Below are 22,568 nucleotides of genomic sequence, written 5' to 3' on the forward strand. Positions count from 1 at the left end.
TTCAGATTTTCAGCTGTTAACTCCCGAAAGAACACTCGATTATGGCAATACCGTTTTTCAAAGAACTGAAGATCAGCGGCTATCTGATCAAGCAGAAACTGATGGGCCGCAAGCGCTATCCGCTTGTGCTGATGCTGGAGCCACTCTTCCGCTGCAACCTCGGATGCGCCGGATGCGGCAAAATCGACTACCCCGATGCGATCTTGAACCGTCGCATGAGCGCTCAGGAATGCTGGGACGCCGCCGAGGAATGCGGGGCGCCGATGGTCGCCATTCCGGGCGGCGAACCGCTGATCCACAAGGAGATCGGCGAGATCGTGCGCGGACTGGTCGCGCGCAAGAAGTTCGTCTCGCTCTGCACCAACGCGCTCCTGCTGGAGAAAAAGCTCGATCTGTTCGAGCCCTCGCCCTATCTGTTTTTCTCCGTCCATCTCGACGGCCTGCGCGAGCACCACGACAAGTCGGTATGCCAGGAGGGCGTGTTCGACCGCGCGGTTTCCGCCATCAAGGCTGCGAAGGCGCGGGGTTTCACCGTCAACGTCAACGCCACGATCTTCGACAACTATCCGGCCGAAGAAATCGCGAAGTTCCTCGACTTCACGGCCGAGCTTGGCGTCGGCGTCTCGATGTCACCGGGTTACGCCTATGAGCGCGCGCCAGATCAGGAGCACTTCCTGAACCGCACCAAGACCAAGAAACTGTTTCGTGATGTCTTCGCGCTCGGCAAGCGCAAGAAGTGGAGTTTCATGCACTCCAGCCTGTTCCTCGACTTCCTCGCCGGCAATCAGGAATATCATTGCACGCCCTGGGGAATGCCGGCGCGCAACATTTTCGGCTGGCAGAAACCCTGCTACCTGCTCGGCGAAGGCTATACCAAAACCTTCAAGGAACTCATGGAGACCACCGACTGGGATTCCTACGGGACCGGCAAGTATGAAAAGTGCGCCAACTGCATGGCGCACTGCGGATATGAGCCGACCGCCGCCACCGCCGCTTTGAACAATCCGCTCAAGACCATGTGGGTGGCATTGCGCGGGGTTCGGACCACGGGTCCGATGGCGCCCGAGATCGACCTCAGCAAGCAGCGTCCCGCGCAGTACATCTTCGCCGAGCAGGTTCAGAAGAAGCTGTCGGAAATCCGCAAGGATGAAGCTGCCGCCGCCGCCGCCAAACAGGCGGCAAAGGAGCAGAAGGCCTCTACCGCGGCGTGAGACTTTTCCGCGACAGGCCGCAGCCCGGCAGGCTCACGGCAATAACACCGCTGTGAGTTTTGCGGGGTCAGCCGGTCTGATCTGACCGCGCAAACGAGAGCGTTTCCGCTTGTGATGGATCAGAAGCGGGTCGCTCGGATTTTCATTTGACGCGTTTTCTTCACGCGAACCGATATCCACTTCGCTCGAAAACGCTATGTGATTTGATCCTGACGCGTTTTCTTCACGCGAACCGGTACCCACTTCGCTCGAAAACGCTCTAAACGTTGCGAAGCCTCAGTTCCCCTGGAAGCCGGATGCGGCCGCAAAATACGTCAGCGGGCTCGCCAACACGGGAACGCGCCTCAACGTAGGCGATCGCATATTTGAAGAGCCGGACCGGCTTCAGCCGGTCAAAGCCGGGCGGGTTGGGGCACGCTCGCTCGCAGACCGGAAAAGCGCCGCGCCGGAACCGGCTCTCCGGTGCGGCCCTTTCGATGGCCTGCCCCCCGGGGCCTTGCGACCGGCGCCGCCGCTGGATAATCCGCCGGAACGAGAGTTGTGCCGCCCAACAGAAAAACACGGCACCCGCGCAAGGAGCGCAGAGCCCGGTTGAAATCCACGCCGGTCGACACCAGCGCCCGCAAAGTCAGCGGATTTCGAGCAAGGCCGCTCAGCACTTTCTTCAGGTCGATGTTGCCGTTCGGCTTGATGGCGTTGCGGGCGATCGCCGGGAGCGCCCGCGTCGCGGGATCACTGATCACACGCAAGGCGGCGAAGGGCAGACCTGCCTCCGTCGCATAAGCAGCCGCGATGTGACTTTCCATATCGACAGCCGAAGCACCGGTCGTCGCGTGGAGCACCGCCTTGCCGGCCTGTCCCAGCACGACCTGCTCGACCCCGGCGAGTCCGGCGCGGACCACCTTCTGACCGCCCAGACCGGTGCCGTCGATCAGTTCCTCGCTCAACGCGAGGCCTGCCCGCCACCGCGAGGCGCCGTTCACGACTTCCGTGGCAACGACAACGTCTCCCGATTTCAGCGACGGATCGAGCCCGCCGGCGACGCCGAAGCTGATCACGCCGCGCACCGTAGACGAATCGAATCCGTCGAGAAGCTTGCGCAACTGCCGGGGATTGCTGCTGCTGCAAATGACGGTCATGCCGGGGCCTGCGGCGATGCGGGCTTCCTGAACCAGACCGGTCACAATCAATACCGGCCGCGGGTCAAGGGCATTGCCCACGGACACGTCAATCGTCGTCCCCAAACTCACATCCCGACCCCTACCGCCTTGCTATTGGTGCTTCTCAAATTCCGATACCGCGCCAGCGCCCAGAGCGGGAAGAACTTGGAATAGCCATGGTACCTCAGATAAAATACGCGTGGAAAGCCCGTGGCCGTATAGCGCTGCTCGTCCCACAGACCTTTTTTCGTCTGTGTGTCTATCAGGTACTTGATTCCCTTCGCCACCGCAGGATTTTCAACCTCGCCCGCCGCCATCAGGGCCAGCAACGCCCAGGCCGTCTGCGAAGCCGTGGTCGGCGCTGTCTCGAATCCCTTATAGTCGAGTCGGTAGCTGACCGCATCCTCGCCCCAGCCGCCATCGGCATTCTGAATCGACATCAGCCAGTTCACGGCGCTGCGGATCACGGGATCCTGGTGATCAACCCCGGCGGCATTCAGCGCGCAGAGCACCGACCAGGTGCCGTAGATGTAGTTCAGGCCCCAGCGGCCATACCACGACCCCTCCGCAAGCTGGGTCCGGCGCAGATACTCGACGCCTGCCGCCATGGAAGGGCTGCTGTCCACGGTCTCGCCGAGTTGCGCCAGCATCGAGACGCACCGCGCGGTGACGTCCTCGGTCGGCGGATCGAGCAGAGCGGCATGGTCGGAGAACGGGATGTTGTTGAGATAGTATTCAAGATTGTCGGCGTCGAACGCCGCAAAGCCGCCGTCCCGGCTCTGCATCCCCTCGATCCACTCGCGCCCGCGCGCGATCGCCTCGTCATATTGACCATTCGGGCCGTTCCGGCGCACCCGGTCCATCGCCATGACCACGACCGCGGTATCGTCGAGATCCGGATAGTGGCCGTTGGCGTATTGAAACGCCCAGCCACCCGGTCGCACGTCCGGGCGCTTCACCGCCCAGTCGCCCTTGAGAACGAGTTCCTGTTTCGGAAGCAGCCAATCGAGGCATTTACCGGCGCTGTTCAGAGCCTCAGGTCCGCCCGCTTCGAGCAGCGCGTGACAGCTTAGCGCGGTATCCCAGATCGGCGACACGCAGGGCTGGCAGTAGGCCTCATCTTCGCCGACGACCAGAAGCTTGTCGATGCCCCGCCGCGTCACCGCGCGCGGCGGATGCTCGGGCGGAAATCCCAGCGCGTCATACATCATCACCGTATTGACCATCGGCGGAAAGATCGCGCCGAGGCCGTCCTCGCCGTTGAGGCGCTCCTCGACGAACGCGATCGCCTTTTTCATGGCGCGCGCCCGCAGCCATCTGGGAGACAGCGGCTCTATCCGTCGCAAGACCCGGTCAAAGCCGGTGAACAGCGCGAACCAGCCGGCGCTTTGATGCGGAGCCCTCTTCGGCGTGCCGACGGTCGCCGGATCCTGAAGAAAAAGTTCGCGGATGCCGACGCCGCGCGGATTGCGCGCGCGCGGCTTCAGCGCGGCCAGCACCATCAGCGGCACCATGGTGGTGCGCGCCCAGTAGGAGACCTTGTTGAGATGGAACGGCGACCACATCGGCAGCAGCATGATCTCGACCGGCAGCACCGGAACGCTGCGCCACGTCAGCTCGCCGAAAAACGAGAGCAGAAAGCGCGTGAACACGTTCACATTGACCGCGCCGCCTCGGGACAGGATGGCCTCGCGCGCCCGCGCCATGTGTGGCGCGTCGATGGAATCGCCGGCCATTTTCAACGCGAAGTAGGCCTTCACGCTGGCGCTCATGTCGAACGGGCCGTCATGCACCAGCGGCCAACCGCCGTGCGCGCCCTGGATGCGGCGGAGGTAGGCCGCGATCTTGGCTTCGAGCACCGTGTCAACCGGTTCGCCGAGGTAATGTCGCATCAGGATGTATTCGGACGGGATGGTCGCGTCGGCCTCGAGCTCGAAGACAAAATGACCGTCCGACTGTCTGAGGCTCAGAAGTCCGCGCGTCGCATCGCCGATACGATCCCCGAGAACGTTATCGTCGATCGGCGCGGCTGTGGCGTTGATGGAATTCATGGCGACTAACGTCTCAGATTGAACGGGTTTTCAGAACGTGATCGGCGGCCCGGTTTCCGGAGCGAACCGATCCCTCGATGGTTGCCGGCAACCCCGTATCAGTCCAGTCGCCGGCGAGGAACAGGTTTTTCCACGCCGTCAGAGTTCCCGGACGCAGGGCATTCTGCTCGGGCGAAGCCTCGAACGTGGCGCGGCGCTCGCGCACGATCTGCCAGGCCGGCATCTCGGCCTTGAGGCCGGCGACCGCGCAGATGTCCTTCCAGATCGCCCGCGCCAGTTCCTCGCGCGGCATGTCCACCAGCCGGTCACCGCCGCTGATGGTGATGGAAAAGCGGTCCGGAAACGCGAACAGCCATTCGATCAGGCCGTTCACGACGCCGATCATCGGCGGATGATGAGGCGGCGGAACGAAACGGAAATGCGCGTTGACGATGGCGCGGAATCTGGTCGGCACGGTCAGGCCGGGCAGCAGCGTAGCGGCGGAGCGCGGCGGAACCGCCATCACGACGGCGTCGTGGGGTCCGAGCGCGATGGCCTGATCGCCGAGCGCAAGTTCCGTGACCCTGCCGTTCGCCATCGTCAGATGCCGCACTTCGTGGCCGACATCGACGCTGCCGCCCCTGGCGCGAATGTAGTCGATCGCCGGCTCGATCAGCACCGAACTCAGCCCGTCGCGCGCGATCAACGGGCGGCACGCCTGCCCACCCGCCAGCAGCGTCTCGCGAACGATCGCGCCGGCAAGGCCGGCCGATCCGTCGGGCGGATCGATGTTCAGCGCCGCGAGCAGAAGCGGCAGCACCAGCCGCTTGTAAAGCACGCCTTCGCATTTGATGGCATCGCCGACCCGCGTGCCGGCGCTCGCCCAGATCAGCGGCGCGAGCGCGAAGTAGTCGGCGGGCGATGTGTCCGGCACCCGGCGGGCGCTGTCGAATACCCACAACGGAACGCGCCCGTCATTGATCCGCAGGGTCCAGCGTTTATCGGCGGCAAGATCGATGAACTGGAACTCAGCCTCCGGCGGCCCCTGCAAGCCGGCTTCGGAGCCGATCTCGCGCGCATAAGCCAGCACGCTCTGGTTGCCTGACAGCACCAGGTGGTTGCCGTTATCGATCGTGAGATTGGTTGCGCCGTCGAAATAGGAACGGCAACGGCCCCCCATTTGTTGCGCGGCCTCGTGCAGGCGAACCAGATAACCGGCGCCGGCCAGGCGCACGCCCGCCGCGAGCCCGGAAATGCCGCCACCGGCGATATGAACGGTGCTTTGCATCAGATCAACGCATACCGAAGGACGATGGCGATCTTCGCCGCGTAGCTCACGCGGACGGGTGAACGTGGCGGCTGAAAACCGCGCTCCTCCAGCAAATCCAGTATCGCGTGATAATATTTCGACATGATGCGCGGCGCGCGTACGGCGCGGCGCGCGTTGCGATTCATGACCTCGTCCGATTCGACGAAATGCGCCCGCGCCCGCTCCATGAGCCGGGCACAGACTTCAGGAAGCGCCGGGTTCGACATCACGGCGGCCGGATCGGCGCAGTCTATGCCGGCGTGGAGCAGAGCTTCGCGCGGAAGATACAGTCGCCCGAGCGCGGCGTCCTCGTCGATATCGCGCAGGATATTGGTCAGTTGCAGCGCGCGGCCAAGGTGGTGGCTGAGCAGGATGCCTTCCTGCTCGGGCAAGCCGAATACCCGGACCGACAGCCGTCCGACGGCGCTGGCGACGCGATCACAATACAGATCGAGCGTGGCTTCCTCAGGCGCGCGAATATCCGCCAGCACGTCCATTTCCATACCGTCGATGACGGCAAGGAAATCCTCGCGGCGCATGCCGAAGGCATCGATGGAGGCGACGTAATCGCGCAACCGTTCCGGCGCGCGTCCCTGATAGAGCGCGTCGATATCGTCGCGCCACTGCTGAAGCGCGGCCCGCCGTTCGGACCGCGGACTGTCCGAATCCGCGATGTCGTCCACGTAGCGGCAGAACGTGTAGATCTGGAACATCGCCTCCCGCTGCGCGCGCGGCAGAATGCGCATCGCCGCGTAGAACGAGCTGTTGGACGCGGTTTCTCCCGAACTCGCGTCGGCTGTCGTCGCGATCGTCATGCGCCGGCCGCGGGGTTCGACACCGGCCGCCGCAACAGCAGGCGGCGAAGCATTTCCATGGTGATGCCGGCGACGCTGTAACCGAGCAGTTGCAGCGGCTTGAGATGAACCGTCTCGCTCAGGGGATCGCGCAGCTTCAGCATCGCAACGATCTTGTCGGCGAACATCTGGATCACGGCGACGTCAAGCCCCAGCCGCGTGTCCCTGATCTCGCCCGCCAGCGGCCGGCCCTCGTTGAGCAACGCCTCGGTCCGTCCGGCGAGCGCGTGCAGGCATTGCAGCAGCGCCGGCGGGGCTTTCTGCTCCCCGAGCATTTCCACCGAAACGCCCGATGCGGCAAGTGCGTCGCGCGGCAGATAGACCCGGTTGAGGTTTTTGTAATCCTTGGCGCAATCCTGAAGATGGTTGTTGATCTGCAGACCGGCGCACAGTGCGTCGGACGCGGCCCAGGTCGACGTGCTCTCGCCATGCACGTCGAGCATGAACCGTCCGACCGGCATCGCCGAATAGCGGCAATAATCGATCACGTCGTCCCAGGTCTCGTAGCGCAGCTTGGTGACGTCCATCCGGAACGCCTTCAGCACGTCGATGGCATGACGCGGCGGCATCGACCGTTGCGCCAGCGCCGTGCGGAGGTTGACGGCTTCGGGCTGGCTGTCTCCCTGCCCCAGGAGTTCGCTCTCGAACAGATCGAGCCAGGCCAGCTTGTCCTTTTCACCGAGTTCGGCGTGATCGGCGATGTCGTCCGCCGTCCGGACGAAATTATAGAATGCGAGAATCAACGCGCGATGACGCGGGTGAATAAGCCGCGACGCGACGGGAAAATTCTCGTCGCGATGGGTCTTTCCGGATCGTAGCTGGTTCGCGGCAGGCATCAGGACCGGTTACGTTGACTGAATCGCAATCGGGCCCCCCGCGGGTTCCAAAACCGACGGGGCAGAATAGCCCGCGTTCCATATAGGGGAAACCGCAGGCTAAACCAATGCTATCTTTCGCCTTTTAGCCTGACCGACCGGCACTGCGACAAAAGGGAACGAATTGAGCGGGCTGGTCTGTTTACTGACCGTGACTCAGCAGAACCTGGTTGCACGCCTTGGAAATCTTCGGGCGATACTGCTGCAGGCATGCGAGAACCGTCAAATCACCCTGATCCATCACGGCGCGGCAAAAACGGCTGACGTCTCGCACGCAAGCTCGGTGTTCCGCGTCAGTCCCGCTATGCGGTTGAGGCTGCCTCTGGATCTGCGCCATCGCCAGGGTCGATCCGAAGGACAAAAGCAGGGCGGACGATAGTAAAATCTTGGACATCATAATCCTTCATTGCAACGAGGGAGAACTCAAACCTGCACCATGCGGGGCATACCCGGTGGCAGGCTTTTCAAAACTTTGGAAGAGATTCAGTCACTCTATCGATACCATACGAACAGGTCCGCAAGACCACAGCCGTTTCGACGCCGCATACGTGTCGACCTCCCGAACCTGCCTGCTGCTGCGGCGCGCAGCGAACACGATCAACCCCGACCATTCCCAAGCACACCCTTCCGATATATCGGCGAATGCCAAAAGCGCTGCGAATACGGTCAAATTTGCGGCGGCCGACGATTGCCCGGATGCACCCCAGCGGTTTTTCAGATGATAATTTTTAACACGGCTGAAATAATCGACTAAATTACGCGCAAGGATTCTGCTATGCTCCGTGGCAGGTTTGCCGATGGCCCGTCAAGTGTCATCATCTCGTTTTTCACGGTTCATCCGCCAGGATTGAACCGCGCGACAGGGTAGAACTTATAGAGCTTGATGCGGCGCGAGACTCATCGCCAAAGCACCTGCTTGATAAGGAAAACCGGACATGAAGCAGCTTGCCCTCAGGCTGATTCGAGCATCAGCCATCACCGCCGGTTTAGCCGCGGGCCTCGCATTGTCCGCACCGGCGAGCCTCGCCCAGTCCGCTCCGTTCGCGGGATTCGCAGGAAACTGGTCGGGGAAAGGCACGGTCACCCTGTCCGACGGATCGAAAGAGAACATTCGCTGCAAGGCAGCTTACAGGGTGGATCGCCGGGGCGCGGCGATGAACCAGAACCTGCATTGCGCCAGCGCCAGCTACAGGTTCGATCTCGCCAGTGACATTGTCAGTCAAGGCAGCGTGATCAACGGGCAATGGAGCGAAGCCAGCCGCAACCTCTTCGGCTCCCTGCACGGCCGCGCAAGAGGCGGCACAATCGAAGTGTCCGTGCACGCCGCCGGTTTTGCCGCGAACCTGACGATACGCGCCCAGGACACGAGACAATCGGTCCTGATGACTTCCGAAGGCGAAATCAGAAACGTTTCCATCACCATGGCGCGTCGCTGAGGCCCACCATAGCGTTTTCGAGCAAAGCATGTCCCCCGGGCCTGACCCGGGGATGGATGACCTGTTCGCGTGAAGAAAACGCGTTAAATCAGGATTATAGAGCCGCCATGCCCCGCGGCCGGCCCACCGCTTATTCCGCCGGCTTCGCCACGCCGCCGTGGCGGAAGCGTTCGGCAAAGGTGATCAGCCACATCGCGGTCGGGCGAAGGATCAGGAAGTCCGCCACCAGAGCCGCGACCATGGCGAAGGCGCTGAGCCAGCCGAACAGCCGCAGTGAAGGCAGGTCCGAAAACACGGTCACCACCAGACCACAGGCCAGCACCACGGTGGTGAGGATCAAGGCCGGCCCCATCAGCACGGTTGCGCGCTCAACCGCCTTGGCGGCGCCGACGCCCGGCTGACTCTCCGATCGCAGGCGGTTGAGAAAGTGGATGGTCGCACTCAGTCCAAGGCCGAACGACACGGTAAGCGCGACCACGCTGGCGAATTGCAGCCCCTCCCCGAGCAACCACAACAACGTGCCCGACAGCACGACCGGGAAAATTCCGGGCAGGATACAGGCAAACATCACGACGATCGAACGGAACGCCAGTCCGATAAACACCGCCACCAGCACAAACTCGATCGTAAGGCCGTGGTTGAGCTTCTCTATCATGCCGGCGCTGTTGCGCGCGGCGATGGCGGACAGGCCGGTGACGGCCACCTCATAACCGGGATGCGCTGTCCTGACGGCATCCATGGCGCGGTCGAGCTTCTCGACCACCGGCAGAATCTGGCTCGAATCGCGGTCAGGCACGCGGCCCGACACCACGACCGCCGTCTGGTCCTCGGAGATAAAGCGGCGTACCAGATGCTCGGGAATGACGCTGACATATTCCTTGAGGGTCGCGACATCGTGGCTGCCGGCCTTTTCGGCGAGCCATCGCCGCAATGTTTCGATCGACCAGACATTGCCGACGCCGGCCTGCTCCTCCACCAGCTTGTGGACCGCGGCGATCGTGGCCAGCGTCTGCGGCGAATACAGAGTTTCGCCGGCGGGGAATTCGATCAGAATGTCAATCGGATTGGCGCCGGTAAGCTTGGCATCGAGGCGGCCGCTCGCCGCCACCGCCTGCTCCCTGTCCGGAACCTGATCGGCAAGCCGGTAACGCGGCTCCAGGCTGGCGTAGACCACGGCCAGTCCACCGACCACCAGCAGCGCCAGCACGCTGAAGAAGCCGGGATGCCCCACCATCCGCTCCGCGATCCAGGCGCAGAAGCGGCGCAGCGCCTGCACGCCCCAGTCCGCTGTCTTGAACTTCTCCGCGAAACGCCGTTCGTCGCGAACCAGCAGAACGCCGAACGCCGGCACCAGCAGCAGCACCGCGAGCAGCGCGATGATCGTCGCCAGCAGTCCGGCCTCGCCGAAGCTGCGAATCAGGTCCGAGTTCGAGAATTGCAGCGCGATGAAGGAAATTCCGGCGGTGGCATGGGTCAGGACGCAAGCGGGCCCGACGACGAGGACGGCATTGCGGAAGGCGGAATACTTGTCCTCGCCGGCGATCAGGCGGTCGCGCGCCGCGAACGTCAACTGCATCGAATCGGAAAAACTGATGACCATGATGAGCGGGGTCATCACATTGAGGAACATGTTGAGGCTGAAGTTCGCCCAGCCCAGCACGCCCAACGACAGCAGAATGGCAAGCAGCGGCGGAAACGCCGCAATGACCATGAAGGAGACCTTGCGAAAGAACACGATCGCGATCAGGCAGCCCGCCAGAATGCCGGCGACGTTGTAGATGATCCCGTCGCGCTCCACGGCGTTGCGGATTTCGAGCTGCATCACCGGCACGCCGGACAGCTCTTTGGTAAGTCCGGTGTCCGCAAGATCGTCGTTCATGACCTGGCGGATCTGGCCGACGGTCGCCTTCAGCTTGCTGTCACTGACGATCGACGGCTCCAGCGACAGCACGACCAGCGCCAGCGTGCCATCCTCCGACAGCAGCTTGCCGCGAATGATCTCGTTGGATTTCACGGTCTCGATGAACTGGTCGTATTCAGCGCCTTGCGGCAGTTCGGATGGAAACAGCGCCGCAGGCAGCTTGCCCGGCTCGGGCGCCTGACGCGCCGAGAACAACGATATCAGGCCGCGCACGCCATCCACCAGTTGCAGATCGGTGACCAGATCCCGCAGCTTTTCGAGGTTATCGCGTTCGAGCAGCGTCTTGCCCTCGACCACGACCAGCACATCGAATTCGGTCGACGGGAAGCGCCTGGTGACTTCCTCGTACTGGCGATATTCCTTTGTATCAGAACGGAACAGCTGGCTTAGTGAATCATCGATCTGGATACGCTGGATCCCGAACACAGCGCCGACGACCATGGCCAGCAGAATGACGCAGGACAGGATGGGCGCGCGCATCGCAATCAGCCCGATCCGCTCGAATCCGAAAGCGATGCTGAATGACCGCCTGTCCGGCCTGGTCATATCGGCCGCATCGGGATTTCGCTCATGCATGTGCTGTCCGTTCCGTCGAGAACCCATCGTTTGGCAAATTTCCGGAAAGCCCCGGAGCAGACCCTGAAACCGCGGACGGCCGGCCCGGTTCTGACAGCATGCGTCGATTGTCGGGCGCAACGTCTAGAGCATGATCCCGATAAGTGGAAACCGGTTTTCGGAAAAGATCATGCTCAAAACAAAAAATAAGCGACGAGTCTGTTTCAACGCAGTTGAAACAGACTCTAGCCGTTTCCCGGATAGACTACAAGCAAGGGCGGATCACGCTGTTATCCGCGCCGCTCACGTCAAAATGACCTCAGTTCGAGAGACTTTTGAACACGAGCGCTCCTGTCATTTCTGCCTTGCACCGCCGCGCCCGCGAAGCCGGCCGGTCCGGCGGTTTTATTGATGTCGATTTTATCAGATGGGCGTGACCCGCTGGCCGCTCGGCCGGTCAGCCCGGAGGGTCGGCACGGTCGCGATCGCTTTATGTTCGGTGGGAACGGCGATTCCGGCGGATTCCCGAAGTTTCAACGAATAATAGGAAGCATTGGTTTTGCCGCGAGAGGCCGAGCGCGCGAACATGATCAGATGATGGGCCACCAGAACCGAGCTGATGAGGTATTCGATCTCGCCTCGCGCCAGCCTGCGCAGCGCGAATTTCCAGAACACGCGCCTGTAATCGCCGCGCACCCCCACCTTCCAGAAAATGTTGCGAAGCATGGTCAGGCCAAGCTTGATATTCCGCCATGACCTCTGCTGCGGCGTGCGCGGCTGAATCCGTTTCGGATAGGTTTCGCGGATCTGGTACTCGTAGCGCTCCAGAAGCTTTTCAGGTTCGTACGCGCGGCCCATGCAATCGCGCCAGGTCGCAACGACGTGATCATAAGGCAAGCGGAAATCGACGTTGGAATCGCGGCTGTCGTCCTCGATCAGGCGATTCTCGCGTTTCAACCGATCCCACAACGGCGTCTTCGGCAGGGCCTGCAGGAGATTGATGGTCAAAAGCGGTATCCGGGAGTGATCAATGAACTCCAGCAAATGCTGTCCGGTTTCTGGCTTGTCGGTATCGAGTCCGAGAATGATGCCGGAGACCACCTCCATGCCGTAATCGTTCAGCGTCCTGATCGCCTCCATGATGGGAACCATCATGTTGTGATCCTTGTGCATCGCCTTCAGCGCCACCGGATCCGGCGTCTCGATGCCGCAGAAGATCGTCGCGAAGAATGCCTCGCGCATCTGCGACAGAATCTCCGGACGCTTGGCGATGTTCAGCGTCGCCTCGCAGGAAAAGCGCAGCACGTAACCGGTCTTCTTTTGCCATTCGATCAGATGCGGCAGAAGCTCCAGCGCGGCCTTCCGGTTGCCGATGAAATTGTCATCAACGAAATAAACCGAGCCGCTGATGCCGCATTCCAGCAGCTTGTCGAGTTCACGCGTGATCTGCTCGGGAGTCTTGAGGCGCGGATTGCGGCCATAAAGGCCGGGAATGTCGCAGAACTCGCATTGATAAGGGCAGCCGCTGGAATACTGGATGCTGCCCAGGAAATAATGCCTGATGTCGGCCAGCTCGTAAGCGGGAATGGGAAACTTGTCCATGTCCAGCCGGCTGGCGGTTTTGAGGACGACCTGAGCGGCGGGCCGCGACGGATCGCGCGCCAGCCGTTCGATCAGTTCGTCCGTGGCGTCGCCGAGTTCGCCGACGTGAAGGTAGTCGAAGGACGGATAGTAATCCGGGCAGGCGCTGACCGATGGCCCGCCGAGCGCGACGGAAAGATTGAAAGCGTGGGCGCGGCGGCAGATATCGTTCATCTGCTGGCGCTGGATGTGCATGCCGCTGACAAATACGGCTTCGGCCCATTCGAAATCCTCATCGGTCGCGAAGCGAATGTTCTCGTCGATGAACCGGACCTTCCAATCGGCAGGAAGATAGGCCGCGATCAGCAGAAGTCCCTGCGGCGGCATGAAGGCCTGTACGCCACCGGTCAGCGGATAGGCGTGTTCAAACGTTCCGAACGAGGACGTGTAGCGGGGGAAGACGCAAAGAATACGCCGAACGCCATGCTGACCAATACCCCTCATCGCAGCTTCCCCATCGTGCAAAGGCATATCAAACGAAAACCGTTGTCAACGCCTTCACGCCGATGTTGGTTCCGCCGGTTGCCGTTGAAAGCTGCGCAACAAATCCTTCAACAATGTGGCGAAGCTGAAGAGCGTCCGGCGTGGCAGGCGCGCGCACGATTTCCGCCGCGACACATCATTGAGAAAGCCAGGGATGGCTTTGGCTTCATCAAAGCCGGAATGGCTTCAGCCGCGAACGATCGGCTCGATCGCCGCCGCGAGTTCGAAAATCCGGCGATCCGCTCCTCCCGTCCCGGCAAGCATCAGGCCAACCGGCGGCTCGCCCTCGCGATGACAGGGCAGCGAGATCGCGCATCCATCGAGGGTGTTGATCAGCGAACAGTTGCGCAGCGAAAGCATGTTGGCTTTCACATAGGCTGCATCATCGGCGAGATCAGCTATCAGCGGCGGCGCGATGGCCACGGTCGGCGACACCAGTCCGTCGTAGGGCGCAGCGCGACGCTCGAAACTTCCGATGATCGCGCGGCGAATAGCGAGCAGATCAACATAGTCAGCCGCGCTGATGCTTTCGCCACGCCGAATGCGGCTGAGAACGCGGGGGTCGTACAGTTGAGCCCTTTCAGCGATCAGCGCGCGGTGCCAGGCCCAACTTTCCGCCGCAGCAAATCCGCCCCCGACGTTCAGCGCCGCGACCTCGGCAAACTCGGGAACGGCGATGTGATCGATCAGGACGCCTGCATCGGCCAGCCGGTCCAGCGCGCGCTCGAAGGCCGACGCAACGGCGGGATCGAGGTCGTCCAGCATCACCGTGGTCGGCGCGGCAAACCGCAGCCCTCTTACCGGACGCGGCGCAACCGCCGTGACCGGTTCGTCCGCCAGAACCGCGTCCAGCACCGCGCAGCAGCCGACCGAACGCGCAATCGGGCCGTAGCTGTCCAGCGTGGCGGACAGCGGGACGCCGCCATCGAGCGGAATGCGGCGCGCGGTCGGCTTGTAGCCGACGATGCCGCAATAGGCCGCCGGAATCCGGCACGATCCGCCGGTGTCGGTGCCGAGCGCGCCATGCGCCATGCCATCCGTGACCGAAACCGCCGCGCCTGACGACGATCCGCCCGGCACATGGCCGACATCGCGCCGCCAGCCATTTTTCGGCGTGCCATAGTGCGGATTGATGCCCAGACCCGAATAGGCGAATTCGGTCATGTTGGTGCGTCCGATCACCACAAAGCCAGCCCGGCGCAGACGCGCCACTACCGGAGCATCCTCCGCTGCCGGCGGCGCATGCTTGAGCGCCAGCGACCCGGCGCGCGAGACCTGCCCTTTGACATCGAACAGATCCTTGATCGACACCGGAATGCCGGCGTATGGCGACGGCGCGGCGTTGACCGCGCGCAATTTATCCATGGCCTCGGCCGCGGCGATCGCGCCTTCCGCATCGACCTGAATGAACACACGCGCGCCCTCTCCCGCCGGGTCCGCGATTTTGGCAAGGCAGTCGCTGACGAGCGCGAGCGCCGTGGCGCGGCCCGCCGCGAGATCGGCGGCGAGCGAGGCCAGGGTCGGTTGATCAGGCATGGCGAATCTCGCAGGCGGACGGATGAATAGATGGCGCCTTAGCCGCTGTTGCGCAGGCCCGCGGAAATTCCGTTGATGGTGAGCTGGATGCCCCGCAGCACCTGCTCGTCCCCGCATTGTGCGCGATGGTCCTTCAGGAGTTCGACCTGCACATGGTTGAGCGGATCGAGATAGGGGAAGCGATTGCGGATCGAGCGCTCAAGCAGCGGATTACCGGCAAGCAACCGCTCCTGCCCCATGATGGCGAGCAGCTTGTCGATGGTGAGATGCCACTCGCGCCGAATGCGTCCGAAGATCGCCTCGCGAAGCTCGACGTCGGGCACCAGATCGGCATAACGCGACGCGATCGCGATCGAACTTTTCGCAAGCACCATGTCCATGTTGGAAAGCAGCATGCGGAAGAAGGGCCACTCCCCGTAAAGCTCCTGCAGGAACGCCATGCCCTTGTCGGGATGGTTGGCTATCCACGCCTCCACCGCGCTGCCGAACCCGTACCAGCCCGGCAGCATCACCCGGCATTGCGCCCAACTGAAAACCCACGGAATCGCCCGGAGGTCCTCGATCCGGCGCGTCTTCTTGCGCGACGCCGGCCGGCTGCCGATGTTCAATGTGGAGATTTCATTGATGACGGTGGAGGCCCAGAAATAATCCTCGAAACCAGGCGTTTCAAACACGAGGTCGCGATAGGCCTTGTAGGCCAGCGACGACAGCGACTCCATCGCGTCGAGGTATTCCAGACTCGGGGCGCTCTGCCGCGGCTGCAACAGGCTGGCCTCCAGCGTCGCGGCGGCGAGGATCTCCAGATTGGAGCGGCCCACCTCGGCGTTGGAATACTTGCTGGAGATGATTTCACCCTGTTCGGTAATCCTGATCTGGCCGTTCACCGCGCCACCGGGCTGCGCGAGGATGGCGTCGTAGCTCGGCCCCCCGCCGCGGCCGACCGAGCCGCCGCGGCCGTGAAACAGGCGCAGCCGCACCTTGTGGCGCTCGAACACCTCGACCAGGCCGATCTCGGCCTTGTAAAGCTCCCATCCCGACGTGACGAAGCCGCCGTCCTTGTTGCTGTCGGAATAGCCGAGCATCACCTCCTGCAAGCCTCCGCGGCTGTCGACCAGCGCCCGATACTCCGGCAGCGACAGCAACCGGTCCATGATGCCGGCACAGGCCTGCAAGTCCTCGATGGTCTCGAACAACGGCACGATATTCATGGCGCTGTGCCCGGAGGGATCGACGAGGTCGGCCTCCTTGAGCAGCAGCGCGACTTCGAGCAGGTCGGAAATGCCTTCGGTCATCGAGACGATGCATTGAGGGATCGCATCCGGGCCAAGCGTTCCGTGCGCCTCCGCCGCGGCATGGAACACCGCAAGCTCGCCCTGCGTCTCGTCGCTGTATGTGATGAACGGCGAGGTCAGCGGACGCGCGCTGCGCAGCTCCCTGAGCAGCAGAACGATACGCGCCTCCTCGTCCAGCGTCAGATAGGACGTGCCCGGACTGGCGGCGGCGAGCAGTTCGGCGATCGTTCTTTCATGAACGGTGGAGTTCTGCCGCAGGTCGAGACAGGCGAGATGGAAACCGAAACAGTCGGCGGCGCGGCGTAGTTTGCGGAGCCGCCCGCGCGCGATCACCCCCGAATTATTCGCGGTCAACGAGTGGTGGAGAATATCGAGATCGGCGCTGAACTCGGCGGCGCTCGCATAGGGTGGAGCCGCGCCGTATGGCGGGCGCAGCGTGTCCGCTTTCAGTTTCACGGCGGTGGCCGAAAGCCGCGCGTAAATGCCTGATACCGCGAGGCGGTAGGGCTCGCCGCGACGATGCGGCGAGGTGTCGGCCGATCGCTCGGCCAGCGAGCTCAGCTCCGGCGAGACATCCGTGAGATCGGCGGCCAGCGACAGTTCGCGGCCGAGTTCGTGCAGTTCATCGAGATAGTGACGCAGTATCCGCGAGACCTGCCAATGGAGGGTGCCGCGCATGACGTCCGCCGTCACGAAAGGATTGCCGTCTCGATCGCCGCCGATCCAGCTTCCGATCCGCAGGAACGACGCGATCTCGTTCGCGGCGCCGCTGTCGTCGGGGTCGCGCAGGCGATCTTCCAGCATGCAGTGCAGACGCGGCACCTCGCGCAGGAACGTATAGTCGTAAAACGACAGGCCGTTAGCGACCTCATCGAGCACCGTCAGCTTGGTCCGCCGCAGGAGGTCGGTCTGCCACAGCGTCAGCACCGCGCGGCGCAACTGCTCCTCGCTGGCCTCGTATTCGTCCGGCGTGAGCTGCATCCGTTCGCGGCGGTCGAGCAGCGCCGCGACTTCCATCTCGCGATCGATGGTGCTTTTACGGCGAACCTCGGTCGGATGGGCGGTCAGCACCGGACTGACCACGGCGCTGTCGAAAAAATCCCGCAACTCGGCCGCGCTGAACCCGGCCTTGCGGGCGCAGGCAAGCGTGTGCGCCAGCCGGCCCTGATGCCGCGCCCCATCCGCAAGGGTCTGGCTGCGCATCTGGCGGATATTGTTCTGATCCTCGGCGATGTTGGCCAGATGCGAGAAATAGCTGAAGGCGCGGACGACAAGCACCGTCTCATCCGTCGACATGCCGTCGAGGATGGCTTCCAGTTCGCGCCGCGCGGGCTTGTCGTCGTCGCGGTGAAAGCGGATCGAGGTCTGCCGGATGCGCTCGACCAGATCGAACGCCTCCGGTCCCTCGCGATCACGCACGGTATCGCCGAGAATACGCCCGAGCAGCCGGATATCGTCGCGCAGCCTTGCGTCGAGGTCGGCGGCGTCAGACTCCGGCTGACCTCCACGAGGTAACGGCATCAGACTGGACATCACGCTGCTCCTGAAAAGTCGGCTCTTCAGTGGCAATTTTCCTGCTGCAACGCAAGAAATGCCGGCCCCCTGATGCACAAAAGATGGACGGCCTGGGAAAAAGGCAGGCGGTCCCGGGGCATGGTCGAACCGGCGGAATGAGGCGCGACGCCGCCAACGCCCGGCCGCCCAAGTTATAAGAAAACCAGTGTCATAGGTTCTTTGTCCCCGGATTATGCAAGGGGCGGCGGTAGCGCCGCGCCGAAAGCGGGGTTATCCTCGCAGAAAGAGATCACACCGTCATTTCAAAGGACGATCCTGCATGTCCGTCCGCTCAGGATCCAGGTCGGTCCTGAAAAGCGCCAGGGGCTCGCGCGCTTGAACCCGATGCGCCAGACAGTATCCGCGCCATCGGCGACCGCGCCGCCCCGGCCGGGCTGGAGCACAAGGCGCAGGTCGCGCGGGCCAATTCCCCGCAAATCGCTCTCATTATCGCGAAAGGCCGAGATCGTATTTTGGTATTTCAAACGCCAGCGCTCCGGCGTCGGACGGTGGCGGTCATTTCCCGGAGGAATCGATGTCCAGCCCCGCCCCTGTCACCGACTGGGTTCACGATTTTGACCATACCGACCCTCGCTGGACCGAAAATCCCTACCCGATCTGGGACGAGCTGCGCGCCCAATGTCCCGTCGCTCACACCGACCGCTTTCTCGGAGTCTACCTGCCGACCACCTATGAGGCGGTGAAGGAAATCTGCCACAACACCGAGCATTTTTCGTCGCGCCGCGTGGTGGTCCGCAACTTCCGCCCGGAGCCGCCGCCGCCGGCGCCGCCGATCACGTCGGACCCGCCAGCGCACAAGCACGCCAAGCAGATCCTGCTCCCGCCTTTTGCGCCTGAAGCCGTGGCGAAGCTGAAGCCGAGGATACGCGCGATCTGCAATGAACTGATCGACGGTTTCATAAACGAGAAAAGCTGCGACGCGGCGGCCCGCTATACACGATACATTCCGACCCGGGCCATCACCATCATGCTGGGCGTGCCGGAAAAGGACGGCGATCTCTTCACCCGGTGGATTCATGAAATACTTGAGGTCGGACTGAATGATGACGCGGCGGTGATGCAGGCCGTTCATGAAATGGTCGCCTATTTCGCCGGGCAGATCGAAGCAAGAAAAAAGCACCCGACCGATGACCTGATCGCGACATTGATGAATGCGCGGGGCGAGGACGGACAACCGTTGACGGACATGCATGTCCAGGGCGCGCTGCGCTTGCTGCTGGTCGCCGGCATCGACACCGCGTGGAGCGCCATCGGCTCCTCGTTGTGGCACCTCGCGCAAACGCCGGCGGATCGCGAGCGTCTCATCGCCGAGCCGGAACTGATACCGACCGCCGTCGAGGAATTCCTGCGCGCCTTCGCGCCGGCCACGTCGGGGCGCGAGGTCATGAAAGAAACCACCGTGAGCGGCTGTCCGATGAAGCCCGGCAACATGGTGCTGCTATCCTTCCCGGCCGCCAACCGCGACCCGGCCGTCTTCCCCGACGCCGACAAGATCATCATCGACCGCAAGGAGAACCGCCACATCGCCTTCGGCGTCGGCATCCATCGCTGCGTCGGCGCCCACCTTGCGCGCATGGAGATGATCGTTGCGATCGAAGAGTGGCTCAAACGAATTCCGGATTTCCGGCTCGATCCGTCAGGCGAGGTGAAATGGTCCGAGGGCAGCGTGCGCGGCCCGCGCCAGCTTCCGCTGCTGCTCGGCAAGGCTTGAAGTCTGATCTAACCGCGCAAAAGAAGGAAGCGAGACGTGCCGCACGAACGTTTCCAGTTTTCGGGATCGGGTGGTCATAAACTTGCGGCCACGCTGGACCTCCCCGACGGCGAACCGGTAGCCTACGCGCTGTTCGCTCATTGCTTTACCTGCGGCAAGGACGTGCTTGCGGCACGGCGCATCGCCGCCGGGCTGACGAGGCGGGGGATAGCTGTTCTGCGATTCGACTTCACCGGCCTCGGCGCCAGTGAAGGCGAATTCGCCAACAGCACGTTCTCCTCCAATGTCGCTGATCTCGTGCTCGCGGCCGACCATTTGCGGCAGATGCGCAAGGCGCCGGCGCTTCTGATCGGCCACAGCCTCGGCGGCGCGGCCGTGCTCGCTGCCGCGGCACGGATTCCTGAAGCAGAAGCGGTGGTGACGATCGCCGCGCCGTCCGATCCCGCGCATGTCACGCACCTGTTCGCCGATCACGTCGCGGACATCCGCGCGCAAGGCACGGTCGAGGTGTCCCTCGCCGGCCGCCCGTTTCCGATCAGCCGGCAATTTCTCGACGATATCGCCGAGCACAACCTGACGGAGCAGATCGCGAACCTGCGAAAAGCGTTGCTCGTCCTGCATTCACCGACCGATGACATCGTCGGCATCGACAACGCCACCCGCATCTTCGTTGCTGCAAAACATCCCAAGAGCTTCATATCGCTCGCCGGCGCCGATCATCTGCTAAGCGAGAGGCGCGATACCGGCTACGTGGCTGAGGTGATCGCCTCCTGGGCGCAGCGTTATCTCGAATCGCAGCCCCACGGCGCCGCCGAAAGTCCCACCTCGCGCGACGTGGTCGTCCGGGAAACCGGTCACGGCAAATTCCAGCAGGCCGTGACCGTCGGCCCCCATCGTTTGACGGCCGACGAGCCGATACCGGTCGGAGGCGACGATACCGGACCCGGGCCTTACGACTTCCTGCTTGCGGCGCTCGGCGCGTGCACCTCGATGACGCTGCGATTATACGCCGAGCGAAAGGCGCTGCCGCTCGATCGCGTAACGGTAACCCTGCGGCACAACAAGGTTCATGCGGCGGATTGCGCCGAGTGCGAAACCAAAACCGGTACGCTCGACCAGATCGAGCGCGAGATCGCGATGGAAGGAACGCTCGACCCGGAGCAGCGGCAGAAACTGATCGACATCGCGGACAAGTGTCCGGTTCACAGGACGCTGACCTCGGAGGTTCGCATCACGACACGCACGGCAAGCCGCTGAACCAGCGTCCGCTCCCAGCGTTGACCGCGAACCTGAGCCAGCACGCCCGCCTACAACGTTTTCGAGCGAAGTGGATACCGGTTCGCTTGAAAGCTCTCTAACACCTCGCCGCCTCTATTTCTTGCCTGTTGTTCGCCCGGTCCCGAGTCCCGACATGTTGACGAACATATCCTGAAAGCGCTCCGCCATCTTGGGATCGAACCAGTCCTTCATGATCGCTTCCGGCGAGAACTTGTCGAGGTTCTCCGCCATCTTTTGCTGAAGCTTGTCCATCACGGCGTTCTGCATCGGCTGAACGTCCGGGAGCCCCAAAAACTGGCGGGCCTCAAGGGGCGTACACTCGATCTCGATGTTCATCTTCATGGCGCACTCCGGGAAGGGGCTTGATACCAGCGGGAAGACAATATCGCCGCGATGACAGCCGTGGCGCAAGCGCCATGCGAGCCGCATAAGGTTTCAACGAAAGCGCTCCGCGGCAAACGGTCTCGGGTCCGCAAACGGCTCGGCGCCCGTCATCATCTCGGCGAGCAGTCGGCCCGTGACGGGGCCCAGGGTCAGACCGTGATGCTGGTGTCCGAAGTTGAACCACAACCCTCCATGTCGGGCCGCCTTTCCGATCACCGGCAGCATATCCGGCATGCACGGACGCCGTCCCATCCAGGGCACGGCCTCGATCGCCTCGCCGAGGGGAAACAATTCTCGCGCCAGAGGCAGCGTTCGTTCGATCTGCACGGGGGTCGGCGGCGCATCACGCCGCGCGAATTCCGCGCCGGTCGTCAGGCGCACGCCCTGATTCATTGGCGCCAGCAGATAGCCGCGATCCGAATCGAGAACGGGACGATTGAGAACCGCGTTGCCGCGCGGCCTCAGATGCAGATGATACCCGCGCTTGATGCCGAGCGGCATGTCGTAGCCGAGCGGACGGAAGACATCATCGGACCATGGGCCCATGGCAATCACGGCCTCGCGTCCCATCAGTGCTCCGTTCGGGCCCTCGACGCGCCATGCCGCCTCACCTTGCGTCAGCGTGCGCGCGTCGGCCGCCATGAAACGCCCGCCTCGACGCACGAACAACGCGGCATAAGCCTTCGTCAGCGCTCCCGGATCCGGAATAAAGCCCGGCGCGGGCCAGTGAATGGCGCCAGCGAAGTTTCCGGACAGATTCGGCTCGCGCGCGGCGATCGCCCTGGCGTCGAGGATATCTCCTTCAACCCCGTACGGGCGAACGCGTTCGAGATCAGCGATGCCCTTGTCCAGCGTCGCTGTCGACCGGAACAGCTTGATCCAGCCGGTCCGACGCAGAAGCTGCGGCACGCCCGCTTCCGCGATCAGGGCTTCATGCTCGGCAAGGCTGCGGCTGATCAGCGGCAGAGCAGCCATCGCGCTGCGGAGCGCGCGTTCGGGCGCGGATGCAAAAACATAGCGGATCAGCCACGGCAGAAACGCAGGCAGATCGCGGAAACGATAATGCGCTTCGGGAAAACGGTTCAGCGCATAGCGCAGAACCTGACGCAGGTCATAAGGAAACACGTACGGGAAAACCGACGCGGATTCGATCAGGCCTGCGTTGCCGTAGCTCGTCTCCTGGCCCACGCCGTCGTGCCGGTCGACCAGGATGACATCGCGCCCCCGCTTCTGGAGATGCAGCGCCGCGGAAACGCCGACAATTCCCGCGCCGAGGACCAGGACATCTGATTTGACTAGAGCCTTTCCGCTTCTGAT

At 62.9% G+C, this 22,568-nt stretch carries 16 protein-coding genes; 4 read left to right on the forward strand and 12 right to left on the reverse strand.

Annotation, left to right across the window (positions count from 1 at the left end; translation table 11 throughout):
- Positions 1–41: 41 nt before the first annotated feature.
- Positions 42–1,211: an adenosyl-hopene transferase HpnH gene (hpnH, locus tag ACMYR2_RS12515; protein ID WP_416193018.1), complete on the forward strand. Its 1,170-nt coding sequence runs from the start codon at positions 42–44 to the stop codon at positions 1,209–1,211.
- Positions 1,212–1,603: 392 nt separating this feature from the next.
- On the opposite strand, the gene ACMYR2_RS12520 is transcribed toward hpnH, so the two are convergent.
- The 6 genes from ACMYR2_RS12520 to ACMYR2_RS12545 all read right to left on the reverse strand — a co-directional run bounded on the left by ACMYR2_RS12520 (position 1,604) and on the right by ACMYR2_RS12545 (position 7,833).
- Positions 1,604–2,461, reverse strand: a complete 858-nt coding sequence (locus tag ACMYR2_RS12520; protein ID WP_347265424.1) for a phosphorylase — start codon at positions 2,459–2,461, stop codon at positions 1,604–1,606.
- Positions 2,458–4,422: a squalene--hopene cyclase gene (gene shc / locus ACMYR2_RS12525; protein ID WP_416193019.1), complete on the reverse strand. Its 1,965-nt coding sequence runs from the start codon at positions 4,420–4,422 to the stop codon at positions 2,458–2,460. The genes ACMYR2_RS12520 and shc overlap by 4 nt, the downstream gene beginning before the upstream one ends.
- 13 nt (positions 4,423–4,435) lie before the next feature.
- Positions 4,436–5,689 carry a hydroxysqualene dehydroxylase HpnE gene (gene hpnE, locus ACMYR2_RS12530; protein ID WP_416193020.1) on the reverse strand — a complete coding sequence of 418 codons (1,254 nt, stop codon included), beginning with the start codon at positions 5,687–5,689 and terminating at the stop codon, positions 4,436–4,438.
- Positions 5,689–6,525 (reverse strand): presqualene diphosphate synthase HpnD, encoded by an 837-nt coding sequence (gene hpnD / locus ACMYR2_RS12535; protein WP_347265166.1) that lies wholly within the window; start codon positions 6,523–6,525, stop codon positions 5,689–5,691. Before hpnD ends, hpnE begins: the two co-directional genes overlap by 1 nt.
- Complete coding sequence (hpnC, locus tag ACMYR2_RS12540; protein ID WP_347265167.1) at positions 6,522–7,400, reverse strand: squalene synthase HpnC; 879 nt, start codon at positions 7,398–7,400, stop codon at positions 6,522–6,524. Before hpnC ends, hpnD begins: the two co-directional genes overlap by 4 nt.
- A gap of 181 nt (positions 7,401–7,581) precedes the next feature.
- Complete coding sequence (locus ACMYR2_RS12545) at positions 7,582–7,833, reverse strand: hypothetical protein (RefSeq protein ID WP_347265168.1); 252 nt, start codon at positions 7,831–7,833, stop codon at positions 7,582–7,584.
- A 541-nt stretch (positions 7,834–8,374) separates the two neighbouring features.
- Between ACMYR2_RS12545 and ACMYR2_RS12550 the strand changes: the two genes are divergently transcribed.
- Positions 8,375–8,875 (forward strand): hypothetical protein, encoded by a 501-nt coding sequence (locus ACMYR2_RS12550; protein ID WP_347265169.1) that lies wholly within the window; start codon positions 8,375–8,377, stop codon positions 8,873–8,875.
- Positions 8,876–9,005: 130 nt separating this feature from the next.
- Here ACMYR2_RS12550 and ACMYR2_RS12555 read toward each other — a convergent pair whose 3' ends face one another.
- The 4 genes from ACMYR2_RS12555 to ppc form a co-directional block, all read right to left on the reverse strand.
- Positions 9,006–11,372 (reverse strand): efflux RND transporter permease subunit, encoded by a 2,367-nt coding sequence (locus ACMYR2_RS12555; RefSeq protein WP_416193021.1) that lies wholly within the window; start codon positions 11,370–11,372, stop codon positions 9,006–9,008.
- A 402-nt stretch (positions 11,373–11,774) separates the two neighbouring features.
- Positions 11,775–13,436 (reverse strand): B12-binding domain-containing radical SAM protein, encoded by a 1,662-nt coding sequence (locus ACMYR2_RS12560; protein ID WP_416193022.1) that lies wholly within the window; start codon positions 13,434–13,436, stop codon positions 11,775–11,777.
- A gap of 225 nt (positions 13,437–13,661) precedes the next feature.
- Entirely contained in the window at positions 13,662–15,011 is a 1,350-nt protein-coding gene (locus tag ACMYR2_RS12565; RefSeq protein ID WP_347264574.1) for an amidase, read from the reverse strand.
- A 38-nt stretch (positions 15,012–15,049) separates the two neighbouring features.
- On the reverse strand, positions 15,050–17,836 hold the full coding sequence (ppc, locus tag ACMYR2_RS12570; RefSeq protein ID WP_416193023.1) for a phosphoenolpyruvate carboxylase: 2,787 nt from the start codon (positions 17,834–17,836) through the stop codon (positions 15,050–15,052).
- Positions 17,837–18,392: 556 nt separating this feature from the next.
- Between ppc and ACMYR2_RS12575 the strand changes: the two genes are divergently transcribed.
- Complete coding sequence (locus ACMYR2_RS12575) at positions 18,393–19,589, forward strand: cytochrome P450 (RefSeq protein ID WP_347264576.1); 1,197 nt, start codon at positions 18,393–18,395, stop codon at positions 19,587–19,589.
- A gap of 36 nt (positions 19,590–19,625) precedes the next feature.
- Positions 19,626–20,846 (forward strand): bifunctional alpha/beta hydrolase/OsmC family protein, encoded by a 1,221-nt coding sequence (locus tag ACMYR2_RS12580; RefSeq protein WP_347264577.1) that lies wholly within the window; start codon positions 19,626–19,628, stop codon positions 20,844–20,846.
- A gap of 114 nt (positions 20,847–20,960) precedes the next feature.
- On the opposite strand, the gene ACMYR2_RS12585 is transcribed toward ACMYR2_RS12580, so the two are convergent.
- Together ACMYR2_RS12585 and ACMYR2_RS12590 are read right to left on the reverse strand one after the other, a co-directional pair.
- On the reverse strand, positions 20,961–21,209 hold the full coding sequence (locus ACMYR2_RS12585) for a DUF6489 family protein (RefSeq protein ID WP_347264578.1): 249 nt from the start codon (positions 21,207–21,209) through the stop codon (positions 20,961–20,963).
- Positions 21,210–21,302: 93 nt separating this feature from the next.
- Complete coding sequence (locus ACMYR2_RS12590) at positions 21,303–22,568, reverse strand: FAD-dependent oxidoreductase (protein WP_347264581.1); 1,266 nt, start codon at positions 22,566–22,568, stop codon at positions 21,303–21,305.

It is taken from the genome of Nitrobacter sp. TKz-YC01 (genome assembly GCF_047824785.1).
Classification (GTDB): domain Bacteria; phylum Pseudomonadota; class Alphaproteobacteria; order Rhizobiales; family Xanthobacteraceae; genus Nitrobacter.

Excerpts from the sequence above, each read along its gene's own strand:
- ACMYR2_RS12550 (WP_347265169.1), top strand. The coding sequence starts at position 8,375 with ATGAAGCAGCTTGCCCTCAGGCTGATTCGAGCATCAGCCATCACCGCC.
- ACMYR2_RS12585 (WP_347264578.1), bottom strand. The coding sequence starts at position 21,209 with ATGAAGATGAACATCGAGATCGAGTGTACGCCCCTTGAGGCCCGCCAG.
- ACMYR2_RS12555 (WP_416193021.1), bottom strand. The coding sequence starts at position 11,372 with ATGCATGAGCGAAATCCCGATGCGGCCGATATGACCAGGCCGGACAGG.
- hpnH (WP_416193018.1), top strand. The coding sequence starts at position 42 with ATGGCAATACCGTTTTTCAAAGAACTGAAGATCAGCGGCTATCTGATC.
- ACMYR2_RS12560 (WP_416193022.1), bottom strand. The coding sequence starts at position 13,436 with ATGAGGGGTATTGGTCAGCATGGCGTTCGGCGTATTCTTTGCGTCTTC.
- ACMYR2_RS12575 (WP_347264576.1), top strand. The coding sequence starts at position 18,393 with ATGTCCAGCCCCGCCCCTGTCACCGACTGGGTTCACGATTTTGACCAT.
- hpnC (WP_347265167.1), bottom strand. The coding sequence starts at position 7,400 with ATGCCTGCCGCGAACCAGCTACGATCCGGAAAGACCCATCGCGACGAG.
- hpnD (WP_347265166.1), bottom strand. The coding sequence starts at position 6,525 with ATGACGATCGCGACGACAGCCGACGCGAGTTCGGGAGAAACCGCGTCC.
- ppc (WP_416193023.1), bottom strand. The coding sequence starts at position 17,836 with ATGTCCAGTCTGATGCCGTTACCTCGTGGAGGTCAGCCGGAGTCTGAC.
- hpnE (WP_416193020.1), bottom strand. The coding sequence starts at position 5,689 with ATGCAAAGCACCGTTCATATCGCCGGTGGCGGCATTTCCGGGCTCGCG.
- ACMYR2_RS12545 (WP_347265168.1), bottom strand. The coding sequence starts at position 7,833 with ATGTCCAAGATTTTACTATCGTCCGCCCTGCTTTTGTCCTTCGGATCG.
- ACMYR2_RS12565 (WP_347264574.1), bottom strand. The coding sequence starts at position 15,011 with ATGCCTGATCAACCGACCCTGGCCTCGCTCGCCGCCGATCTCGCGGCG.
- shc (WP_416193019.1), bottom strand. The coding sequence starts at position 4,422 with ATGAATTCCATCAACGCCACAGCCGCGCCGATCGACGATAACGTTCTC.